Origin of the sequence: Halorubrum kocurii JCM 14978 (assembly GCF_000337355.1) — an archaeon.
GTDB lineage: Archaea > Halobacteriota > Halobacteria > Halobacteriales > Haloferacaceae > Halorubrum > Halorubrum kocurii.
On record NZ_AOJH01000047.1, the window covers coordinates 19,064 to 33,665 of the forward strand.

The 14,602-nt window shown below is 69.9% G+C and carries 18 protein-coding genes; 6 read left to right on the plus strand and 12 right to left on the minus strand.

All coding sequences use genetic code 11. The features are described 5' to 3' along the window. Window positions 1–134: 134 nt before the first annotated feature. Window positions 135–1,181, plus strand: a complete 1,047-nt coding sequence (locus C468_RS06815) for a succinylglutamate desuccinylase/aspartoacylase family protein (protein WP_008848152.1) — start codon at window positions 135–137, stop codon at window positions 1,179–1,181. Between the two features lie 51 nt (window positions 1,182–1,232). On the opposite strand, the gene C468_RS06820 is transcribed toward C468_RS06815, so the two are convergent. The 5 genes from C468_RS06820 to C468_RS06840 form a co-directional block, all read right to left on the minus strand. Beyond that, window positions 1,233–1,751, minus strand: a complete 519-nt coding sequence (locus tag C468_RS06820; RefSeq protein WP_008848153.1) for a hypothetical protein — start codon at window positions 1,749–1,751, stop codon at window positions 1,233–1,235. A gap of 119 nt (window positions 1,752–1,870) precedes the next feature. Next, window positions 1,871–2,416, minus strand: coding sequence for a DUF1684 domain-containing protein (locus C468_RS06825; protein WP_008848154.1), 546 nt, complete (start codon window positions 2,414–2,416; stop codon window positions 1,871–1,873). Window positions 2,417–2,503: 87 nt separating this feature from the next. Continuing rightward, window positions 2,504–3,205, minus strand: a complete 702-nt coding sequence (locus C468_RS06830) for a helix-turn-helix domain-containing protein (protein WP_008848155.1) — start codon at window positions 3,203–3,205, stop codon at window positions 2,504–2,506. Window positions 3,206–3,323: 118 nt separating this feature from the next. Further along, the gene (locus tag C468_RS06835) at window positions 3,324–3,602 is read right to left on the minus strand and encodes a DUF7521 family protein (protein ID WP_008848156.1); all 279 of its coding nucleotides are present in this window, start codon (window positions 3,600–3,602) and stop codon (window positions 3,324–3,326) included. Next, a complete protein-coding gene (locus C468_RS06840; protein ID WP_008848157.1) occupies window positions 3,599–3,982 on the minus strand; it encodes a winged helix-turn-helix domain-containing protein in 384 nt (127 codons plus the stop codon). Before C468_RS06840 ends, C468_RS06835 begins: the two co-directional genes overlap by 4 nt. 100 nt (window positions 3,983–4,082) lie before the next feature. On the opposite strand from C468_RS06840, the gene C468_RS06845 reads away from it, so the two are divergent. The 3 genes from C468_RS06845 to rnhB all read left to right on the plus strand — a co-directional run bounded on the left by C468_RS06845 (window position 4,083) and on the right by rnhB (window position 6,986). Beyond that, window positions 4,083–5,717 carry a potassium channel family protein gene (locus C468_RS06845; protein WP_008848158.1) on the plus strand — a complete coding sequence of 545 codons (1,635 nt, stop codon included), beginning with the start codon at window positions 4,083–4,085 and terminating at the stop codon, window positions 5,715–5,717. Window positions 5,718–5,827: 110 nt separating this feature from the next. After that, window positions 5,828–6,199 (plus strand): 30S ribosomal protein S8e, encoded by a 372-nt coding sequence (locus C468_RS06850; RefSeq protein WP_008848159.1) that lies wholly within the window; start codon window positions 5,828–5,830, stop codon window positions 6,197–6,199. A gap of 70 nt (window positions 6,200–6,269) precedes the next feature. Then, a complete protein-coding gene (gene rnhB / locus C468_RS06855; protein ID WP_008848160.1) occupies window positions 6,270–6,986 on the plus strand; it encodes a ribonuclease HII in 717 nt (238 codons plus the stop codon). A gap of 35 nt (window positions 6,987–7,021) precedes the next feature. Here the strand turns inward: rnhB and C468_RS06860 are convergent, their stop codons facing one another. From C468_RS06860 to secF, 4 genes are all read right to left on the minus strand, one after another. After that, entirely contained in the window at window positions 7,022–7,759 is a 738-nt protein-coding gene (locus C468_RS06860; protein WP_008848161.1) for a TMEM165/GDT1 family protein, read from the minus strand. Next, the gene (locus tag C468_RS18370) at window positions 7,756–7,896 is read right to left on the minus strand and encodes a hypothetical protein (RefSeq protein WP_161609725.1); all 141 of its coding nucleotides are present in this window, start codon (window positions 7,894–7,896) and stop codon (window positions 7,756–7,758) included. The genes C468_RS06860 and C468_RS18370 overlap by 4 nt, the downstream gene beginning before the upstream one ends. An 88-nt stretch (window positions 7,897–7,984) precedes the next feature. After that, window positions 7,985–9,574 (minus strand): preprotein translocase subunit SecD, encoded by a 1,590-nt coding sequence (locus C468_RS06865; RefSeq protein WP_008848162.1) that lies wholly within the window; start codon window positions 9,572–9,574, stop codon window positions 7,985–7,987. Further along, a complete protein-coding gene (gene secF, locus C468_RS06870; protein ID WP_008848163.1) occupies window positions 9,574–10,455 on the minus strand; it encodes a protein translocase subunit SecF in 882 nt (293 codons plus the stop codon). The genes C468_RS06865 and secF overlap by 1 nt, the downstream gene beginning before the upstream one ends. A gap of 147 nt (window positions 10,456–10,602) precedes the next feature. Here secF and C468_RS06875 point away from each other — a divergent pair, with 147 nt between their 5' ends. Next, window positions 10,603–10,950 carry a hypothetical protein gene (locus C468_RS06875; RefSeq protein ID WP_008848164.1) on the plus strand — a complete coding sequence of 116 codons (348 nt, stop codon included), beginning with the start codon at window positions 10,603–10,605 and terminating at the stop codon, window positions 10,948–10,950. An 18-nt stretch (window positions 10,951–10,968) separates the two neighbouring features. On the opposite strand, the gene C468_RS06880 is transcribed toward C468_RS06875, so the two are convergent. The 3 genes from C468_RS06880 to C468_RS06890 form a co-directional block, all read right to left on the minus strand. Further along, a complete protein-coding gene (locus tag C468_RS06880; protein ID WP_008848165.1) occupies window positions 10,969–11,439 on the minus strand; it encodes a DUF5812 family protein in 471 nt (156 codons plus the stop codon). Between the two features lie 66 nt (window positions 11,440–11,505). Then, the gene (locus C468_RS06885; protein ID WP_008848166.1) at window positions 11,506–12,261 is read right to left on the minus strand and encodes a DUF2064 domain-containing protein; all 756 of its coding nucleotides are present in this window, start codon (window positions 12,259–12,261) and stop codon (window positions 11,506–11,508) included. A 70-nt stretch (window positions 12,262–12,331) separates the two neighbouring features. Beyond that, window positions 12,332–12,928 (minus strand): NUDIX hydrolase, encoded by a 597-nt coding sequence (locus tag C468_RS06890; RefSeq protein ID WP_008848167.1) that lies wholly within the window; start codon window positions 12,926–12,928, stop codon window positions 12,332–12,334. Between the two features lie 160 nt (window positions 12,929–13,088). On the opposite strand from C468_RS06890, the gene C468_RS06895 reads away from it, so the two are divergent. Then, window positions 13,089–14,495 carry an ATP-binding protein gene (locus C468_RS06895; RefSeq protein WP_008848168.1) on the plus strand — a complete coding sequence of 469 codons (1,407 nt, stop codon included), beginning with the start codon at window positions 13,089–13,091 and terminating at the stop codon, window positions 14,493–14,495. The last annotated feature ends 107 nt before the right edge of the window (window positions 14,496–14,602 follow it).

Here is a 14,602-nt window from a genome sequence, read left to right on the forward strand (position 1 = left end):
GCCCACCTAAAAGGTCGACCGATCGCTCGATTCGAAAGCGGCACCGATCGTCGTCGGTCTCCGCCCTCGTCGCTCGACCGGAGCGCGGCCGGCGGGTCGCCATATATATACCCCCTGCCGTGCTCCGGTCCGACATGAGCGACGACCGGGTGTTCACGTACAACGGCGGCGCGGTGCCGCCGGGCGAGACGCAGAACATCCGTTACGGAATCAGCGAGACGTATCTCGGCGATCCCGTCCGGATCCCGGTGACGATCGTCAACGGCGAACGCGACGGCCCGACGGTGTTCCTCACGGCCGCCGCGCACGGCGACGAGCTCAACGGGATCGAAGTGGTCCGCGAGGTCGCACACGACTGGGACCTCTCGTCGCTGTGCGGCACGCTCGTCTGCCTCCCCGTGCTCAACGTCCCGGGATTCATCGCGCAGAAGCGATACCTCCCGGTGTACGACCGGGACCTCAACCGGTCGTTCCCCGGCGAGCCCGGCTCGACGAGCTCGAAGCGGATGGCCGACCAGATCTACTCGAACTTCATCGCGCCCTGCGACTTCGGGCTCGACTTCCACACCTCCACCCGCGGCCGGACGAACATGCTCCACGTCCGCGGCGACATGACCGACGACGGGGTCCACCGCCTCGCGATGGCGTTCGGCTCGAAGGTGATCATCGACAGCGAAGGGCCGAGCGGCACCCTCCGCGGCGAGGCGTCCGCCGACGGCGTCCCCACGATCACGATCGAGATGGGCGAGGCCCACCGCTTCCAGCGGCCGCTCATCGACGACGCGCTCGCCGGTGTGCGGTCGGTGTTCGCCGAGTACGGGCTGCTCGAAACCGACACGGTGCGCTGGCCCGGCTGGCGGACGATCGTCGCTGGCACGGGCGAGAAGACGTGGCTCCGCGCCGACTCCGGCGGCATCGTCGACACGCACTTCGAGAGCGGGTCGCTCGTCCGCGAGGGCCGGCGCATCGCAACGATCACCAACCCGTTCAAGGAGGACGCCGTGGGGGTTCAGGCGCCCTTCACGGGGCTCCTCATCGGGCTGTTGGAGAACCCGGTCGTCTACCCCGGTAACCCGCTGTGTCACCTCGTGGAGATCGACGAGTCGACCCGGCGCGCGATCGAGACGGGCGACGCTCCGAAACCGGTCGGACAGCCGAGCGCGGCGGACCGAGAGCGGTAGGTCGACCGGGGCGGCCGCGCGGCCCTCGTTACTCCGGTCCCGCAGCCCGCGTTACTCCGGCCCCGCGCCCGACCGCCCCCTGAGCCCGAGCGCGGCCGCGGCGACCACCGCGAAGAAGCCGACGAGGAACGCGACCGGCTGGACCGCGACCCGCTGGGCGACGACGGCGCCCGGCTCGCGCTCGACGGTCCGCGTCCAGAACTCGTAGCGCTCGCCCTCGTACGCGACCACGAGGAGCCCGTCGCCGAGGGACGGGTCCGTCGGGTACGACAGCGAGTCGACGCGGGAAGCGGGGTCTTCGACGCCGAACCCGCCCTCCGCGTCGCGAGCGCGGTCGAACGCCGCGCGGGCCTCGGGGTCGAGGTCCGCGTAGTCGACGACGCCGTCGGCGGTGTCGACCCCCTCGTCGGGCGCGTCGACCCCGGCGACGGGCGACCCGTCTTCGACCGGCTGAACGGTGTGCGTGTAGGCGGGATTGGGCTCACCGACCGGAACGGGGAGGTACAGCGGGTTCACCATCAGGAGGACGCCGACGGCGAGGAGGCCGGCAACCGCGAGCCGGGTGCGCATACGCGGGGTTCGGCGGGGGAGGGTTTGAGGCTTTCCGCGCGGGGACCGAGGGGCGGGCGGGAGGTCCCGCCTGCTCGACGACGGTGCGAAGGGGCCGCTCGACGGTGCGAGGGGTCCGCCTACTCGATGTCTGGCGCCTTCTCGCCCGCGGGAACGACGATCTCCAGCCAGTTCTCCTCGGGCGGGAGCGGACAGGAGAACGTCTCACTGTACGCGCAGAAGGGGTTGTACGCGAGGTTAAAGTCGATCGTTACCGCGTCGCCGTCGCCGAGCTCGCCGTCGGGTTCCAGCTCCATGTACCGCCCGTTGTGGTATGTCTGCTGGCCGGTCGTCTTGTCTCGGAAGGGGACGAAGACGGCCCCCTCGTCGCCCTCCTGCCGGTACCCCGCGAGCGCGTGCTCCTCTCCGCCGACCTCGAACGCGAAGGTGACGACCCGGAGGTACCGAACCGGGTTGCTCGCGGTGGTCTCCATCTCGACCGGCTCGGGGTCGTCGTGGACGGTGACGGTCGCCTCGACCCGGTAGTCGGGGTTCGGCTCGAAGTAGTCGAGCCCGTCGAACTCGTCGCGGTGTTCGGGCGGGACCGGCGACTGCGGGTGCTCGGCGAAGAACTCGTCCTTTTCGCGGCGGTTCCCGCGCAGGCGCTCGGCGTAGTCGTCGCTCATGTCCGGAGCGAGGGCGGCCGGGGGTTTCAGAGTCGCGGTCCGGGCGCGAGCGCGTGCCGAGGCCGACTCACCTCCCCGGTGACCGACTCACAGCGCCTGGAGGTCGGTCAGGCAGTCGTCCAGATCGCGGGTCGAGGTCGCCAGCGAGAACCCGTCGACCCGCGCCAGGTCGGCGGCGTGGTCCCACAGGTCGCCGTCCTCGATCCCGTGGAGGACGACCGCGTTCGGCGTCGGGCTCACCACGCGCAGCGCGACCAGCGGCGACTCGCCCCGGGTGACGCGGGTGAACACGAGCGCGCGGTTCGTCGACTGGCCGTACAGCCGGTAGAACTCCTCGCTCGACAGGCGGGTGATCGCCTCGATGGAGTTGATGACGGTGTGGCCGTTGACGTGGTCCTGCTCGCCGCGGACGACCTCCGTCGCGCCCATCGCCTCGTAGAACTCCTCGAGCGGGACCGCCGTCGAGTACTCCCGGAGGTCGTGGACGATGTCGCTCTCGAACCCGGCGGAGAGTACCCGCGCGTACTGGCGGAGCCGGCCGCCGCCGCGCCGCTCGTCGATGTCCAAGAGCCCCTCGACGGTCCGTCGGACCACGCCGATCCCCGGACTCTCGCGGCGCCCGCTCTCGTAGTCCGAGACGACCGACGAGGAGACGTCGAGCTGGTCGGCCAGCTCCGTCTGGGAGACGTCGAAATCGGTCCGCCACTTCCGGAGGGTCGCTCCCGGGTCGTCGCTGAGCGTTATCTCGCCGGCGATCCGCCGAGAGAGCTCCTCGCGTGCGTCGCTCATACCCCGATCCGACGACCGAGCTCCGCAAAAGGCTACCGAAAACGGGGTTCGTCGAACGTCGACACCGGGTCGGGACGGAGGAGGAGGGTGACGGGAGTACGCGACCGTCTCGCTCGCCTCACTCCATCGACAGCGAGTAGACGATGACGCCGAAGCCGATCGCCGTCAGCAGGCTGTTGATCGCGATCCCGACGGCCAGCGTCGATCCGATGATCTGGTGTGAGACGCCGCCGATCAGCGCCCCGAAGGTGACGACGCCGAAGCCGATGCCGAGCGCGCGCAGCGAGGGGTTTCCGGTCCGACCGTACGCCCGGAGTGCGTAGTAGGTGATGCTGCCACCGAGCACCAGGATGGCGGTCTTTGCGACGATGATGAACAGGTTGATGTACGTATTCATGTTTCCTCGCGGAGCTCCGACCACAGGTCGGCCAGCCGTTCGTCCCGGGTGCGTTCCGGGCGCGTGAACTCGATCTCGAACTCGCGGTCGCTCTCCTCGTCGATCGAGACGGTCACCGTCTCGAACGAGACCGCGTAGCGGGTCGTGTGTTGTCCGTCGCGGCGGATGTCCGTCGACTCCGACAGGAGGGAGGCCTCGGTGAGCAGCTCCAGCTTCCGGTAGGTCGTCGACAGGGGGATGTCGCACTCCTCCGAGATGTCGCTGGCCGTCTTCGGCTCGGAGAGCGCCGCCACGATCCGCCGTGCGTCGTCGTCTGCCAGCGCGTTCAGCACGTCGTCGACGGACGGCGGATCTTTCTCGCGCGACGAGTCCCGCACCATACCTGACCGTTCGCCCGCCGGGACTTAAAGCATCGAACTTCCGCCCGCGGCGACGCCGAACGCGGCCCGTTTTTGTGGGTGGGTCGCGTACGACGGCCCGATGGACTCGTGGAAGCGGCGCGTCGCCGGCTACTCTGCCTTCGTCCTCTTCGTCCTGATCTTCACCGCGGTCGCCTACCGCTACGGGATGCGGGTGTACGAGGGCGACCCACGGACGATGATCGAAGCGCTGCGCTTCTCGATCGAGATGTTCACCACCACGGGGTTCGGCGGGGACTCGCCGTGGGAGAGCCAGGAGCTGAACGCGTTCATCGCCGTGATGGACCTCGTCGGCATGTTACTCCTGATCGGCGCGCTCCCGGTCGTGGTGACGCCGCTCTTGGAGGAGGCGTTCTCGACGACGGCCCCGACGTCACTGGACGGGGACCGGTCCGGACACGTCGTCGTCTGCTCGGACACATCGCGGGCGGCGGCGCTCATCGAGGAGCTCGACTCGCGCGACATCGCGTACACGATCGTCGAGCCGGACGACGACCGGGCGGCGCAGCTGTACGAGACGGGCCGAAACGTGATCTGCGCGGACCCGGAATCGACGGAGGGGTTGGCGGCCGCGAACCTGACCGCCGCGCGGGCGCTCGTGACCGACGTCTCCGATCAGGTGGACGCGAGCATCGTGCTCGCCGCGAAGGAGTTGGCGCCGGACCTGCGCGTCATCAGCGTCGTCGAGGACCCGGACCGCGAGCGGTACCACCGGCTCGCCGGCGCGGACGAAGTCCTCTCGCCCCGCTCGCTGCTCGGCGAGAGCCTCGCCGCGAAGGTGACGACCGCGCTCCAGACCGACCTCGGGGAGGCGGTCGCCATCGGCGACTCCCTCCGGCTGTCGGAGGTCTCGGTGCCGCACGGGAGCCCCCTCGCCGGCTCGACGCTGGCCGAAAGCGGGATCCGCGAGCGCGCCGGCGTCAACGTGATCGGCGCGTGGTTCAACGGCGAGTTCGACGCGGCGCCGCCGCCGGACGCGACGCTGTCGGCCGGGACGGTCCTGCTCGTCTCCGGCCGGTCGGACCAGTTGGAACGGCTCGTCGATCTGACGAACTCCGGCACGCGCCGGTTCGGCGCGGGCGAGACCGTGGTCATCGGGTACGGACAAGTCGGGCAGACCGTCACCGAGGCGGTCTCGGACGCCGACCTGCCCGTCACGGTCGTCGACCGGGAGGAGGGCGACGGCGTCGACGTGGTCGGCGACGCGACCGAGCCGGAGACACTGCGCGACGCCGGCGTCGAAACGGCGCGGACGGTCGTGCTCGCGCTTCCGGACGACACCACGACGGAGTTCACGACGCTCGTGGTCCGCGACCTGGCGCCGGACACGCAGGTGCTCGCCCGGGTCGACGAGTCCACGAGCGTCCGGAAGATGCACCGGGCGGGCGCCGACTACGTGCTCTCGCTCGCGACGGTCACCGGCCGGCTGTCCGCCTCGAGCGTCATCGAGGACCGCGACGTGCTGTCGCTCAACCAGCAGATCGAGGTCGTCAGGAGCCGAGTGCCGCGGCTCTCGGGGCGGACGATGGCCGAGGCGAGCATCCGGGAGGCGACGGGGTGTACCGTCATCGCCGTCGAGCGGGACGACGAGACGGTGACCGACATCGGCCCCGACACGCGGATCGCCGCCGCCGACGAGCTCGTCGTCGTCGGCACCGACGAGGGGATCCGGGAGTTCGAGCGCCGGTTCACCTGACCGGTCGGCGGCGCGAGTCGGAGCGTCCGGCCGCCTCCGCGCCGGTCTCTCCGGACGTACGACCGACACGAGTCGAACGCTTCAAGTATTCGCTGGGTGTTCTTCCCTGTATGAAAGACCAGGGACGCTCCACGCGCAAGCGGACGGGCGGCCGACTCAAGCACGCCTCGAACAAGAAGCGCCACCAGCTGGGCCGCGAGCCCGCCGAGACGACCGTCGGCGAGACGCGGGTCCAGTACATCGACTCCCGCGGCACCGAGAAGAAGGTCCGCGCGCTCTCGACGAACGTCGCGCAGGTCGCCGACGGCGACGAGGTCAGCGAGGCCGAGATCGAGAACGTCGTCGACAACCCCTCGAACGTCAACTACGCCCGCCGGAACATCGTCACCAAGGGCGCCGTCATCGAGACGTCCGCGGGCCGCGCCCGCGTCACCTCCCGCCCCGGTCAGACCGGTCAGGTCAACGCGGTCCTGCTCGACTGAACGGCGTTCCGCTCGCCCGCGGCCGACCGCTTTCTGAACCTATTTATTCGTCCGAGACGACGAGCGACGCGTGTACCTCGGCGTCGACGAGGCCGGAAAAGGCCCCGTGCTCGGACCGATGGCGGCCGCGGCGGTGCTCGCCGACCCGTCGACCCTCCCGGCGGACGTCGACGACTCGAAGCGGCTCACCCCCTCTCGCCGCGAGTCGATCGACGCCGCGCTCCGAGAGGCCGACCGCGTCGCCGTCGGCGTCGCGTTCGTCGAGCCCGACGAGATCGATCGCCCGGAGACGGACATGAACACGCTCACGGTGCGCGGACAGGCGCGGGCGGTCCGAGCCGCGCTCGCGGACCGGGCTGCGATCGGCGACCGGGCCGCCGCCGGCCCTCTCGACGAGCCGGTCCGCGTCGTCGCCGACGCGGGCGACACCAGCGAGTCGCGGTTCGCCCGCCGGCTGGGCGAGTTCGTCGCCGACGGCGACGCCGACGCCGATCTCCCCGAAGTGGACGTGTCGGCCGCCCACGGCGCCGACGAGGACGACCCGCTGGTCGGCGCTGCGAGCGTCGTCGCGAAGGTGGCCCGCGACCAGCGGATGGCTGCGGTCGACGCCGACTACGCCGCGTACGACGGGGTCGGGAGCGGCTATCCGAGCGATCCGACGACGCGATCGTTCCTCCGGGCGTACGTCGACGACCACGGTGACGTGCCAGACTGCGCGCGACGCTCGTGGGCGACCTGCGACGACGTGTTGGCGGCCGCCGAGCAGTCCGGCTTAGACGACTTTTAAATCTGGGCGAGGCGGGTCGAAACGCTCCGGGCGGGTCAGACCAACCCGGCGGCGGCCGCGCCGACGGCGTCGATGAACGTTTCCCAGACGGAGAAGCCGGCCACGATGGAGAGCACGGTGTCGGCGCCGAAGAAGGCGAACAGCGTCGCCGACGCGAGGTGCGCCCGCCGCATGTTGACCCGGTGGGCGAAGGTGTGGAAGAAGTACGCGTTCGCGACGCTGATCGGGATGATCGCCAGCATCTCCCCGACCCAGATCGCGGAGGTCACCCCGTACTGCACCGCCAGTCCGATCGTGACCAGCTGCGTCTTGTCGCCGAACTCGCCGGTGGCCATGAGCACGAAGATCGGGAGGAAGCCGCCGAGCGACCCCTCGTACCGGTCGAGCGGACCGGGGAGCGTCACCGAGTCCAGCGCGTCGAGGGTCGCGTCCTCCGGCGTCGGGTCCGCACCGGCCGCCGTCGAGTCGCCGTTGGCGGCGGCGCGCTCCGAGTTCCGATCCGGCATCGACCGGTACAGCAAGTACGCGAAGACGAAGAACAGGACCGCGGTCACGGCGTCGAGCACGACTCCCGGCAACGCCGACTGCAGCGCCTGCCCGAAGGCGATCTCCACCGCCGTCCACCCGGCGAACGCCGACCCCGCTGCGGCGACGACCACCTTCGGGTCGTACCGCGTCGACAGCGCGGCGATCATGAACTGCACCTTCTCGCCCGGTAACACGGCTAACTGGGCTACGAACGCGACGATCAGGATCTCCGCGTACGCGGTCATGCGGTCCCGCCCTCCACCGCCTCGCCGGCCGCGGTCGACTGTCCGAGTCCGTCCGCCCGTGCGACGACTGTCGCCCGGATTCGCGTGTCGATCGGGCCCGTCGATCCTGTCGATCCGCGTCGGTCGTCGGTCGTCACGATCGATTTAGAATGGTCTAAACTAATAGTTTGTCGACTCCGCGGATCTCGCGGGGACAGAGCGACGCGGCGTGCCGCCCGCGTCGCCCTACCGGACCGTCAGCAGGCGACGCAGGATGTCCCCGTACGCGGGACGGGTGATCAGCACGCCGATCAGCACGCCGAGGATGGTGAAGATCGCGAAGCCGGACAGGTCGCCGAGCGATAGCACCATCAACGGCGACATCGCGATGATCGTCGTCGCCGCGGCCGCACCGATCACCCAGAAGGCCCGGCGGAACCGGGAGTTGAACACCTTTCGGGAGTTCACCTCGCCCTCGCTCATCACCTCGTCGGCGATGATCACGAGGTCGTCGACCCCCGTCCCGACGACCGCGATGAACCCGGCGATCACGGCCAGCTCGATCGGGTAGCTCAACAGCGCGGCGAAGCCGAGCAGCGCGTACACCTCGGCGAGCGCCGTGACGATCATCGGCAGCGCCACCGCGGGCTCGCGGTAGCGCAGGAACACCATGCCCGCGACCGCGAACACCGCGAGGATTCCGGTGAAGAGCGAGTAGTTCTTGTAGTTCTCGCCCTGCGACGCGGAGATGGACCGCGAGGTTCCCTGCCCGCTGATGTCGAGCTCGGCCGGGAGCGCGCCGGCGCGCAGGTTGATGGAGATCCGCTCCGCCTCGCTGAACTCGCCCGTCGTGAGTCGGAAGCCGCCGTCGGTGGCCCACGAGCCGCTCGCCATGCTGTCCGCGAGGCCGGGGTCCATCCCGAAGGAGTTGACGACCTCTCCGTCGACGGTGAGCAGGAGGCACGGGTTGCTCACGTCGTCCGGATTCGCGCCGTAGTCGCACTGGTCGAGGTCGGAGTTGTACGCCTCCGCGAACCCGCGGTCGGCGACCGCCTGCTGGAAGCTGTGGGCGGGCGACTGCTCGCCCTCCGGCGCGGTGTTCCGGACCGTCACCGGCACGTACGCCCCGGACCCCCGCTCGGCCTGAGCGGCGGATCCCAGCTCTTCGAAGTCGTCCTGCGTCAGCACGTCCTCCTGTATCTCGGTCCCGTTGTCGCCCGGATACGCGATGTCGATCGCGACCGTCCCGCGGTCTTCGAGGAGGTCGATCACGCTGCTGCGGTCCTCCCCGGGCACCTCGACGAGGATGAAGTACTCGCCGGTGAGCGACTGCACCTGCTGGACCGTCCCGCCGGAGAGCCCGGTCTGATCGATCTTGTCCTCGATGATCCCCTCCGCGACGTCCCGGGTCTCTTGAGTCACCCCGGACCGGACGTCGCCGTAGGCGTAGCCCGACGCGTCCATCGCCGCGCGGAACTCCGACTCGGTGACCGACGAGTCGGTCACCTCGACGGCGTTCTCTTCGGGGACCGCACTGACGTCCGTCTCGGACGTGTCGTTCAGCCCCGCCGCGACGGCCTCCGCCACCTCCGGTGCCGGATCGCCGCCGAAGTCGACCTCGGTGGCGGTGTAGCCGACCAGCGGGGCGCGGACCCGCGTCCCGCCCGCGAGGTCCAGCCCGTACTGGAGGTTGGTCACGCCCTGTTGGGCCTCGGAGACGTCCTCGCCGGGAGCGGTCTCCGGGCCGAACTGCGGCGCGAACAGCGCCACGGTCGCGGCGATCACGACGACGACCAGCAGCAGGATCCGCCAGTTGTTCTTGATGGACTCGAACATTACCGTTTCACCCCCTCGAACTTGTACCAGCGAAGCAGCGAGACGTTCAGCAGGTACGTGTTCATCAGGTCGGCACAGAGGCCGACGGAGAGGATGATGCCGATGTTCCGGAGGAGGTCGACTCCGAACAGCGCCGCGACGATCGCCATCACGATCATCGCCGCCATCGACGTGAGCGTCATCGTGACGCCGGTCCGCGTCGCGCGCCGGACCGACTCGTAGAAGTCACCGGTCCGACGCAGCACGGAGTTGTTCAGCAGGATGTCGGAGTCGACGCTGTACCCGATGATCATCAGGAGCGCCGCGATCGTCCCGAGGGTCATCTGGATCCCGAGGAGGTTCATCACCGCGATGGGGATCACCAGGTCGGAGAACGCCGACGCGACCACCGCGACGGACGGGACGAACGTCCGGAACAGCGCGAACACGAGCACGCTCATCCCGAGGAAGGCGAGCGCCACGCCGAAGACCGCGGTCCGGGCCGTGTCGGACGCGAAGCTAGGGGACACCTGGTCGATCGCGCTCGTGGACAACCCCGCCTCGTCGGCCTGCGTCGACAGGTCCTCGGCCAAGCCGCCGGGGTCCTCGTCGGCCGCCCGGAACGTGACCACGTACACGTCGTCCCCGGGGATCGACCGGACCGAGTCGGGCTGCCGCTCGAACGCGGTCTCGATCTGCTGTTCTACGTCGCCGCCGTCGTCGGCGATCCGGAGCTCTACGCCGCCCGTGAACTCCAACCCGAGGTTCGCCGGCGCGCCCGTGACGAGATACCACCCGCCGATGATCGCGAGCGCGAGAACGAGGACCGCGAGCGGGACCGCCACGAGCTGCCGGTTCGAGTACTCGGTGTAGTTGACCTCCGGTACCTCGATCGCTACCATAAATACCGGTTCCTGCGCGGGCGCGAATAAGCCTTCTTACTCACCCGCGAGCGCGTTCCGCCCCGCGGTCTTCACTCGCATCCGGTCGGTCGCCGGCCGACGCGTCGCGCCGCAACGGATTAGCCGCCGGGCGACGTAGTCGGTCGCATGAAACCGAGTGCCACGCGCGTCGTCCTCTCGTACCCCGAGGGGCTCAGCGACTGGGGCCGCGATCAGGTCGAGACAGACCGCTACCGAGGCTACTTCGCCCGGGTCCTCGACCGCGTCGCGGTCGGCGACACCTACGAGGAGTTCGTCGACGTCGGCTGTTGCGGCGACAGCCTCGACGTCCCGTTCCGCGTCGAGCGGGTCGAGGTCAACGGCGACCCGGTCGACGCGGCGGTCGTGAGCGACGCGACGGCCGTCGACTACGAGACGCGGTCCGGCGACGTCGACGGCGGCTGGCGGGTCCAGAGCGCGGCGGGGGCGTCGTGCGCGACCGCCGACCGGGAGTGAGCGGGCCTCGCCGAGCGCCTACGGCATGTACCGCACGCTGACCACGCCAGGCTCCGATCGGATCTCGACGCGGTTCACGCCGAGCCGGGCCGCCCGCGAGAGCGTCGCCTCGCGGTCGTCGATCACGTCTGCGACCGCGTCCGTGGTGTCGGCTTCCGGCGGCGTCAAGACGTGTACCTCGCCGACGCCCGCGCGCTCCTCGCGGGCGAGCTCGCCGGCCTCCGTCTCGGCCGCCAGCTCGCGCTCGTGGACGGTCGGAGGCTCCTCGCTCTCCTCGATCGAGAGGGAGCGCCGCTCCACGACCTCGACGACCTGGTACGTGACCTCCATCGGCGGGTCGGGCGCGACGGTCGCCTCCACGGCGTCGTCGACCGCCAGCCCGGGGTTCGAGCTCAGCGTGTGCACCTGCCCGTCGTGAACGTCTTTCAGCACCGCGGAGTCGCTCTCGACGTGCGTGACGAGGAACGTGCTCTCCTTCTCGTCGGTCATTACCGGTCGTAGGCGGCCGAGCCTTTTCGGGGTTTCGAGCCGCGCTGTTCGGGGTTTCGAGCCGCGTCAGTCCCGAACGACGCGCGGGTCGCCGTCTTCGACGACCACGTCGAGGCCGCGCTCGTGGACGAACGCGGCGGTGTAGTCCGGGACGACGCGTTCGGCGGCGAACCGCGCGCGAAGCAGGGGAACGGCGTCGAGCAGGTCGTCGCCGTCGACCATCGAGGGAGACGACGGTAAGAACTCCACGTCGAGGTCTGCGTCGGCGCCGCGCGCCGCGAGGGTGGGCAGGCTCGGCTCCTCGAACGCGCCGTCGAAGTCGATGGGCGCGGTGAAGCCGGCGTAGAAGGTCCGCCCGCGGGTGGAGGGACCGAGGACGACTTCGTTCGTCCGGAGCTTCATCGCGGCCGAGTCGATGACGGTCCGCGAGAGCAGCGGCGCCTGCGGGGTGACGATCGCGACCGAGTCGGCGTTCTCCTCACGGAGCAGGTGGGTGACGGTGTTGCCGGCGCGCGCGCCAAACGAGGAGCCGACCTGCCGCTCGAACCGGACCTCCTCGGTGCCGCCGAGGGTGTCGGCGACGAGGGCGCGCAGCTCCGCCTCGGGCGCGGTGTCGGTGCGGTGTTCGGCCGGGAGGTCGTCGTCGACCGGGTAGTTCACGAGGAGGTCGCCGCCGGAGCGGTCGACCGCGAGGACGGCGTCTCGGAACAGCGCCTCGTACAGTTCGGCGGCCTCGGCGGTCGACAGCGGTGTCGACTCCGCGAGCCCGGTCGCGACGAGCCCCTCGCGGGGCGGCTTCGCAAGCACGGCGACGACGGTCATACCGGACGAAGTGGCCCGCGCATCTTCAAGTCGCCGCTTCGGTCACGGGCACAGGGTCGGCGGCGGTCGCCTACGCGAAGTCGCGCCGCATCGCGATCTCGAACCACGGGCACAGACGGAGCTGCCGGTACAGCGCCGGGTTCTCGTGGAGGTGCTCGTAGTCGGCCCACAGCAGGCCGCCGATCTCCGCCTCGTCGGGGTCGAGCGAGGTGTCGTCGAGCGTCACCTTCAGCACCGAGCAGACCTCCCACTCGACGCCCTCGTTGGGGTAGTAGCGCTTGTACTCGAACTTGTCCGTTACGCGGAGGTCGCCGTACTGGTCGGGGGTGATCCCCAGCTCCTCTTCGAGGCGCTGTTCCGTCGCGTCCTCCTGCGACTGCCCCTCGACGGGGTGGGAGGCGACCGTCCCGTCCCAATGGCCGTCCCACAGCCGCTTCGTGGGCGCGCGCTGGGCCAGCAGGATCCGGCCGTCGGTGTCGTACACGAGGCAGGTGAACGCTCGGTGACGGATCCCGTCGCCGGTGTGGGCGTCGAGCCGGTTCACCGTCCCCTGCTCGACGTCGTCGGGATCGACGGCGATCACGTCCTGCAGCGCGTTCTCGTGGTCCGTGTCGGTGGCGGCCTGCCCGGCGGAGTCACCGGTGGCGGCCGCGTCCTCGGAGCTCATGCGATGTAGGTCGATCACCAGGGCTAATAAGCGTTCGATACGGCGCCCGCGGACCGGGGCGGCGGCGCCGGCGATCGCCCCGTTCTCGTTCCCCGCTGACGCCGCCGTTCACGGCCGCGGTTCGACGCGCTTAACCGCCTCCCGCGGTTACTTCGTGCGGATGAGTGACCCGGCGCTCGACGTCGTCGAGTTCGTGTTGACGACGCACCTCTACACCGAGAACCGCGACCTCGACGAGAACGACCTGCCGCCGCGCTTCCGGCAGGTGTTCTGGTCGGACGACGCCGCCGACGACGCCCCGGTCGGCGTGGAGCGGCCGCTCAAGCCGACGAGCGAGACGACCCGCACCGCGACCGGCGTCGAGCACCCGTGGGACGCGGTCTCCGACCTGCTCTTCACCCAGCGGACCGAGTTCTCCGGCGAGATATCGCTGACGCAGCCGGCGATGGCGCTGGAGTGGTACCGCGACCACGCGGACGACGAGCGGATCGCCCAGAACCCGACGATCGTCGCCGCGCTGGCCGACGCGGACGACCTCGACGCGCCGGTGACCCACGAGGAGGCCCGCGACAGCGTCCGGCCGATCCAGGCCGACCGCGTCTGGATCGACGCCCTCCTCGAGGAGTACTTCGACGAGGACGAGGACGCGGAGATGCTCGACCTCGTCAACGTCCGCGCGCCGGAGGAGATCGAGACGACCCTCGCGGACCTCGTGCTCACCGGCGACCAGGAGGGCGAGATCCAGAAGATCGTGAAGGCGATCGAGCACCGCGAGTACCTCGCGCAGATCGGGCTCCGCGAGATCGGGAAGCTGCTGTTCGTCGGCCCGCCGGGGACCGGGAAAACCACCATTTCGCGGGCGCTCGCGCACGAGCTCGGGCTCCCGTTCGTCGAGGTGAAGCTCTCGATGATCACGAGCCAGTACCTCGGCGAGACCGCGAAGAACGTCGAGAAGACCTTCGAGGTCGCCAAGCGGCTCTCTCCGTGTATCCTCTTCATCGACGAGTTCGACTCGGTGGCGAAGACCCGGCGCTCCGACGAGCACGCCGCGCTGAAGCGCGCGGTCAACACCCTCCTCAAATCGATCGACGAGGTGTCGCTGGTGCGCGACGAGGTCCTCCTCATCGGCGCGACCAACCACCCGGACCAGCTCGACGCGGCCGCGTGGCGCCGCTTCGACGAGATCGTCAACTTCCCCAAGCCCGACCGCGACATGCGCGCGGACATCCTCCGCGTGGTCACTCGGGAGATGCAGATCGCCGACTTCGACCCCGAGGAGGTCGCCGACCGGACGACCGGACTCACGGGCTCCGACCTCCGGATGGTGCTCCGCGAGGCGGTCCTCGGCGCGCTCACGGAGGACCGGATGACGATCACGCAGGAGGACGTAATGGAGGCCGTCGAGGACTTCGAGGAGCGCGACAACCTCAAGAACATGGACATGATCGACGGCGAGGGCGCGGAGGTGCTCGGCGAGACGGACCCCGACGGGCAGGACCACACGCACGACGACGAGGCCGACGACGCGGCCCACGACCACGGCGCGCACAGCCACTCGCACGACTGATTCACGCCGGCGCAACGTTTTCCGGCCGTGTCCTCGCCGTCGGCGGTTGTTTATAACCGATGGCGATGAGAGTTCGAGGACGAGATTGCTAACAGTCCCGTCTGCGG

Coding starts and splice junctions, on each gene's coding strand:
- C468_RS06835 (WP_008848156.1), bottom strand. CDS start 3,602: ATGAATACGTACATCAACCTGTTCATCATCGTCGCAAAGACCGCCATC.
- C468_RS06850 (WP_008848159.1), top strand. CDS start 5,828: ATGAAAGACCAGGGACGCTCCACGCGCAAGCGGACGGGCGGCCGACTC.
- C468_RS06895 (WP_008848168.1), top strand. CDS start 13,089: ATGAGTGACCCGGCGCTCGACGTCGTCGAGTTCGTGTTGACGACGCAC.
- C468_RS06885 (WP_008848166.1), bottom strand. CDS start 12,261: ATGACCGTCGTCGCCGTGCTTGCGAAGCCGCCCCGCGAGGGGCTCGTC.
- secF (WP_008848163.1), bottom strand. CDS start 10,455: ATGGTAGCGATCGAGGTACCGGAGGTCAACTACACCGAGTACTCGAAC.
- C468_RS06880 (WP_008848165.1), bottom strand. CDS start 11,439: ATGACCGACGAGAAGGAGAGCACGTTCCTCGTCACGCACGTCGAGAGC.
- C468_RS06820 (WP_008848153.1), bottom strand. CDS start 1,751: ATGCGCACCCGGCTCGCGGTTGCCGGCCTCCTCGCCGTCGGCGTCCTC.
- C468_RS06875 (WP_008848164.1), top strand. CDS start 10,603: ATGAAACCGAGTGCCACGCGCGTCGTCCTCTCGTACCCCGAGGGGCTC.
- C468_RS06860 (WP_008848161.1), bottom strand. CDS start 7,759: ATGACCGCGTACGCGGAGATCCTGATCGTCGCGTTCGTAGCCCAGTTA.
- C468_RS06840 (WP_008848157.1), bottom strand. CDS start 3,982: ATGGTGCGGGACTCGTCGCGCGAGAAAGATCCGCCGTCCGTCGACGAC.
- C468_RS06845 (WP_008848158.1), top strand. CDS start 4,083: ATGGACTCGTGGAAGCGGCGCGTCGCCGGCTACTCTGCCTTCGTCCTC.
- C468_RS06830 (WP_008848155.1), bottom strand. CDS start 3,205: ATGAGCGACGCACGCGAGGAGCTCTCTCGGCGGATCGCCGGCGAGATA.
- C468_RS06815 (WP_008848152.1), top strand. CDS start 135: ATGAGCGACGACCGGGTGTTCACGTACAACGGCGGCGCGGTGCCGCCG.
- C468_RS06890 (WP_008848167.1), bottom strand. CDS start 12,928: ATGAGCTCCGAGGACGCGGCCGCCACCGGTGACTCCGCCGGGCAGGCC.
- C468_RS06825 (WP_008848154.1), bottom strand. CDS start 2,416: ATGAGCGACGACTACGCCGAGCGCCTGCGCGGGAACCGCCGCGAAAAG.
- C468_RS06865 (WP_008848162.1), bottom strand. CDS start 9,574: ATGTTCGAGTCCATCAAGAACAACTGGCGGATCCTGCTGCTGGTCGTC.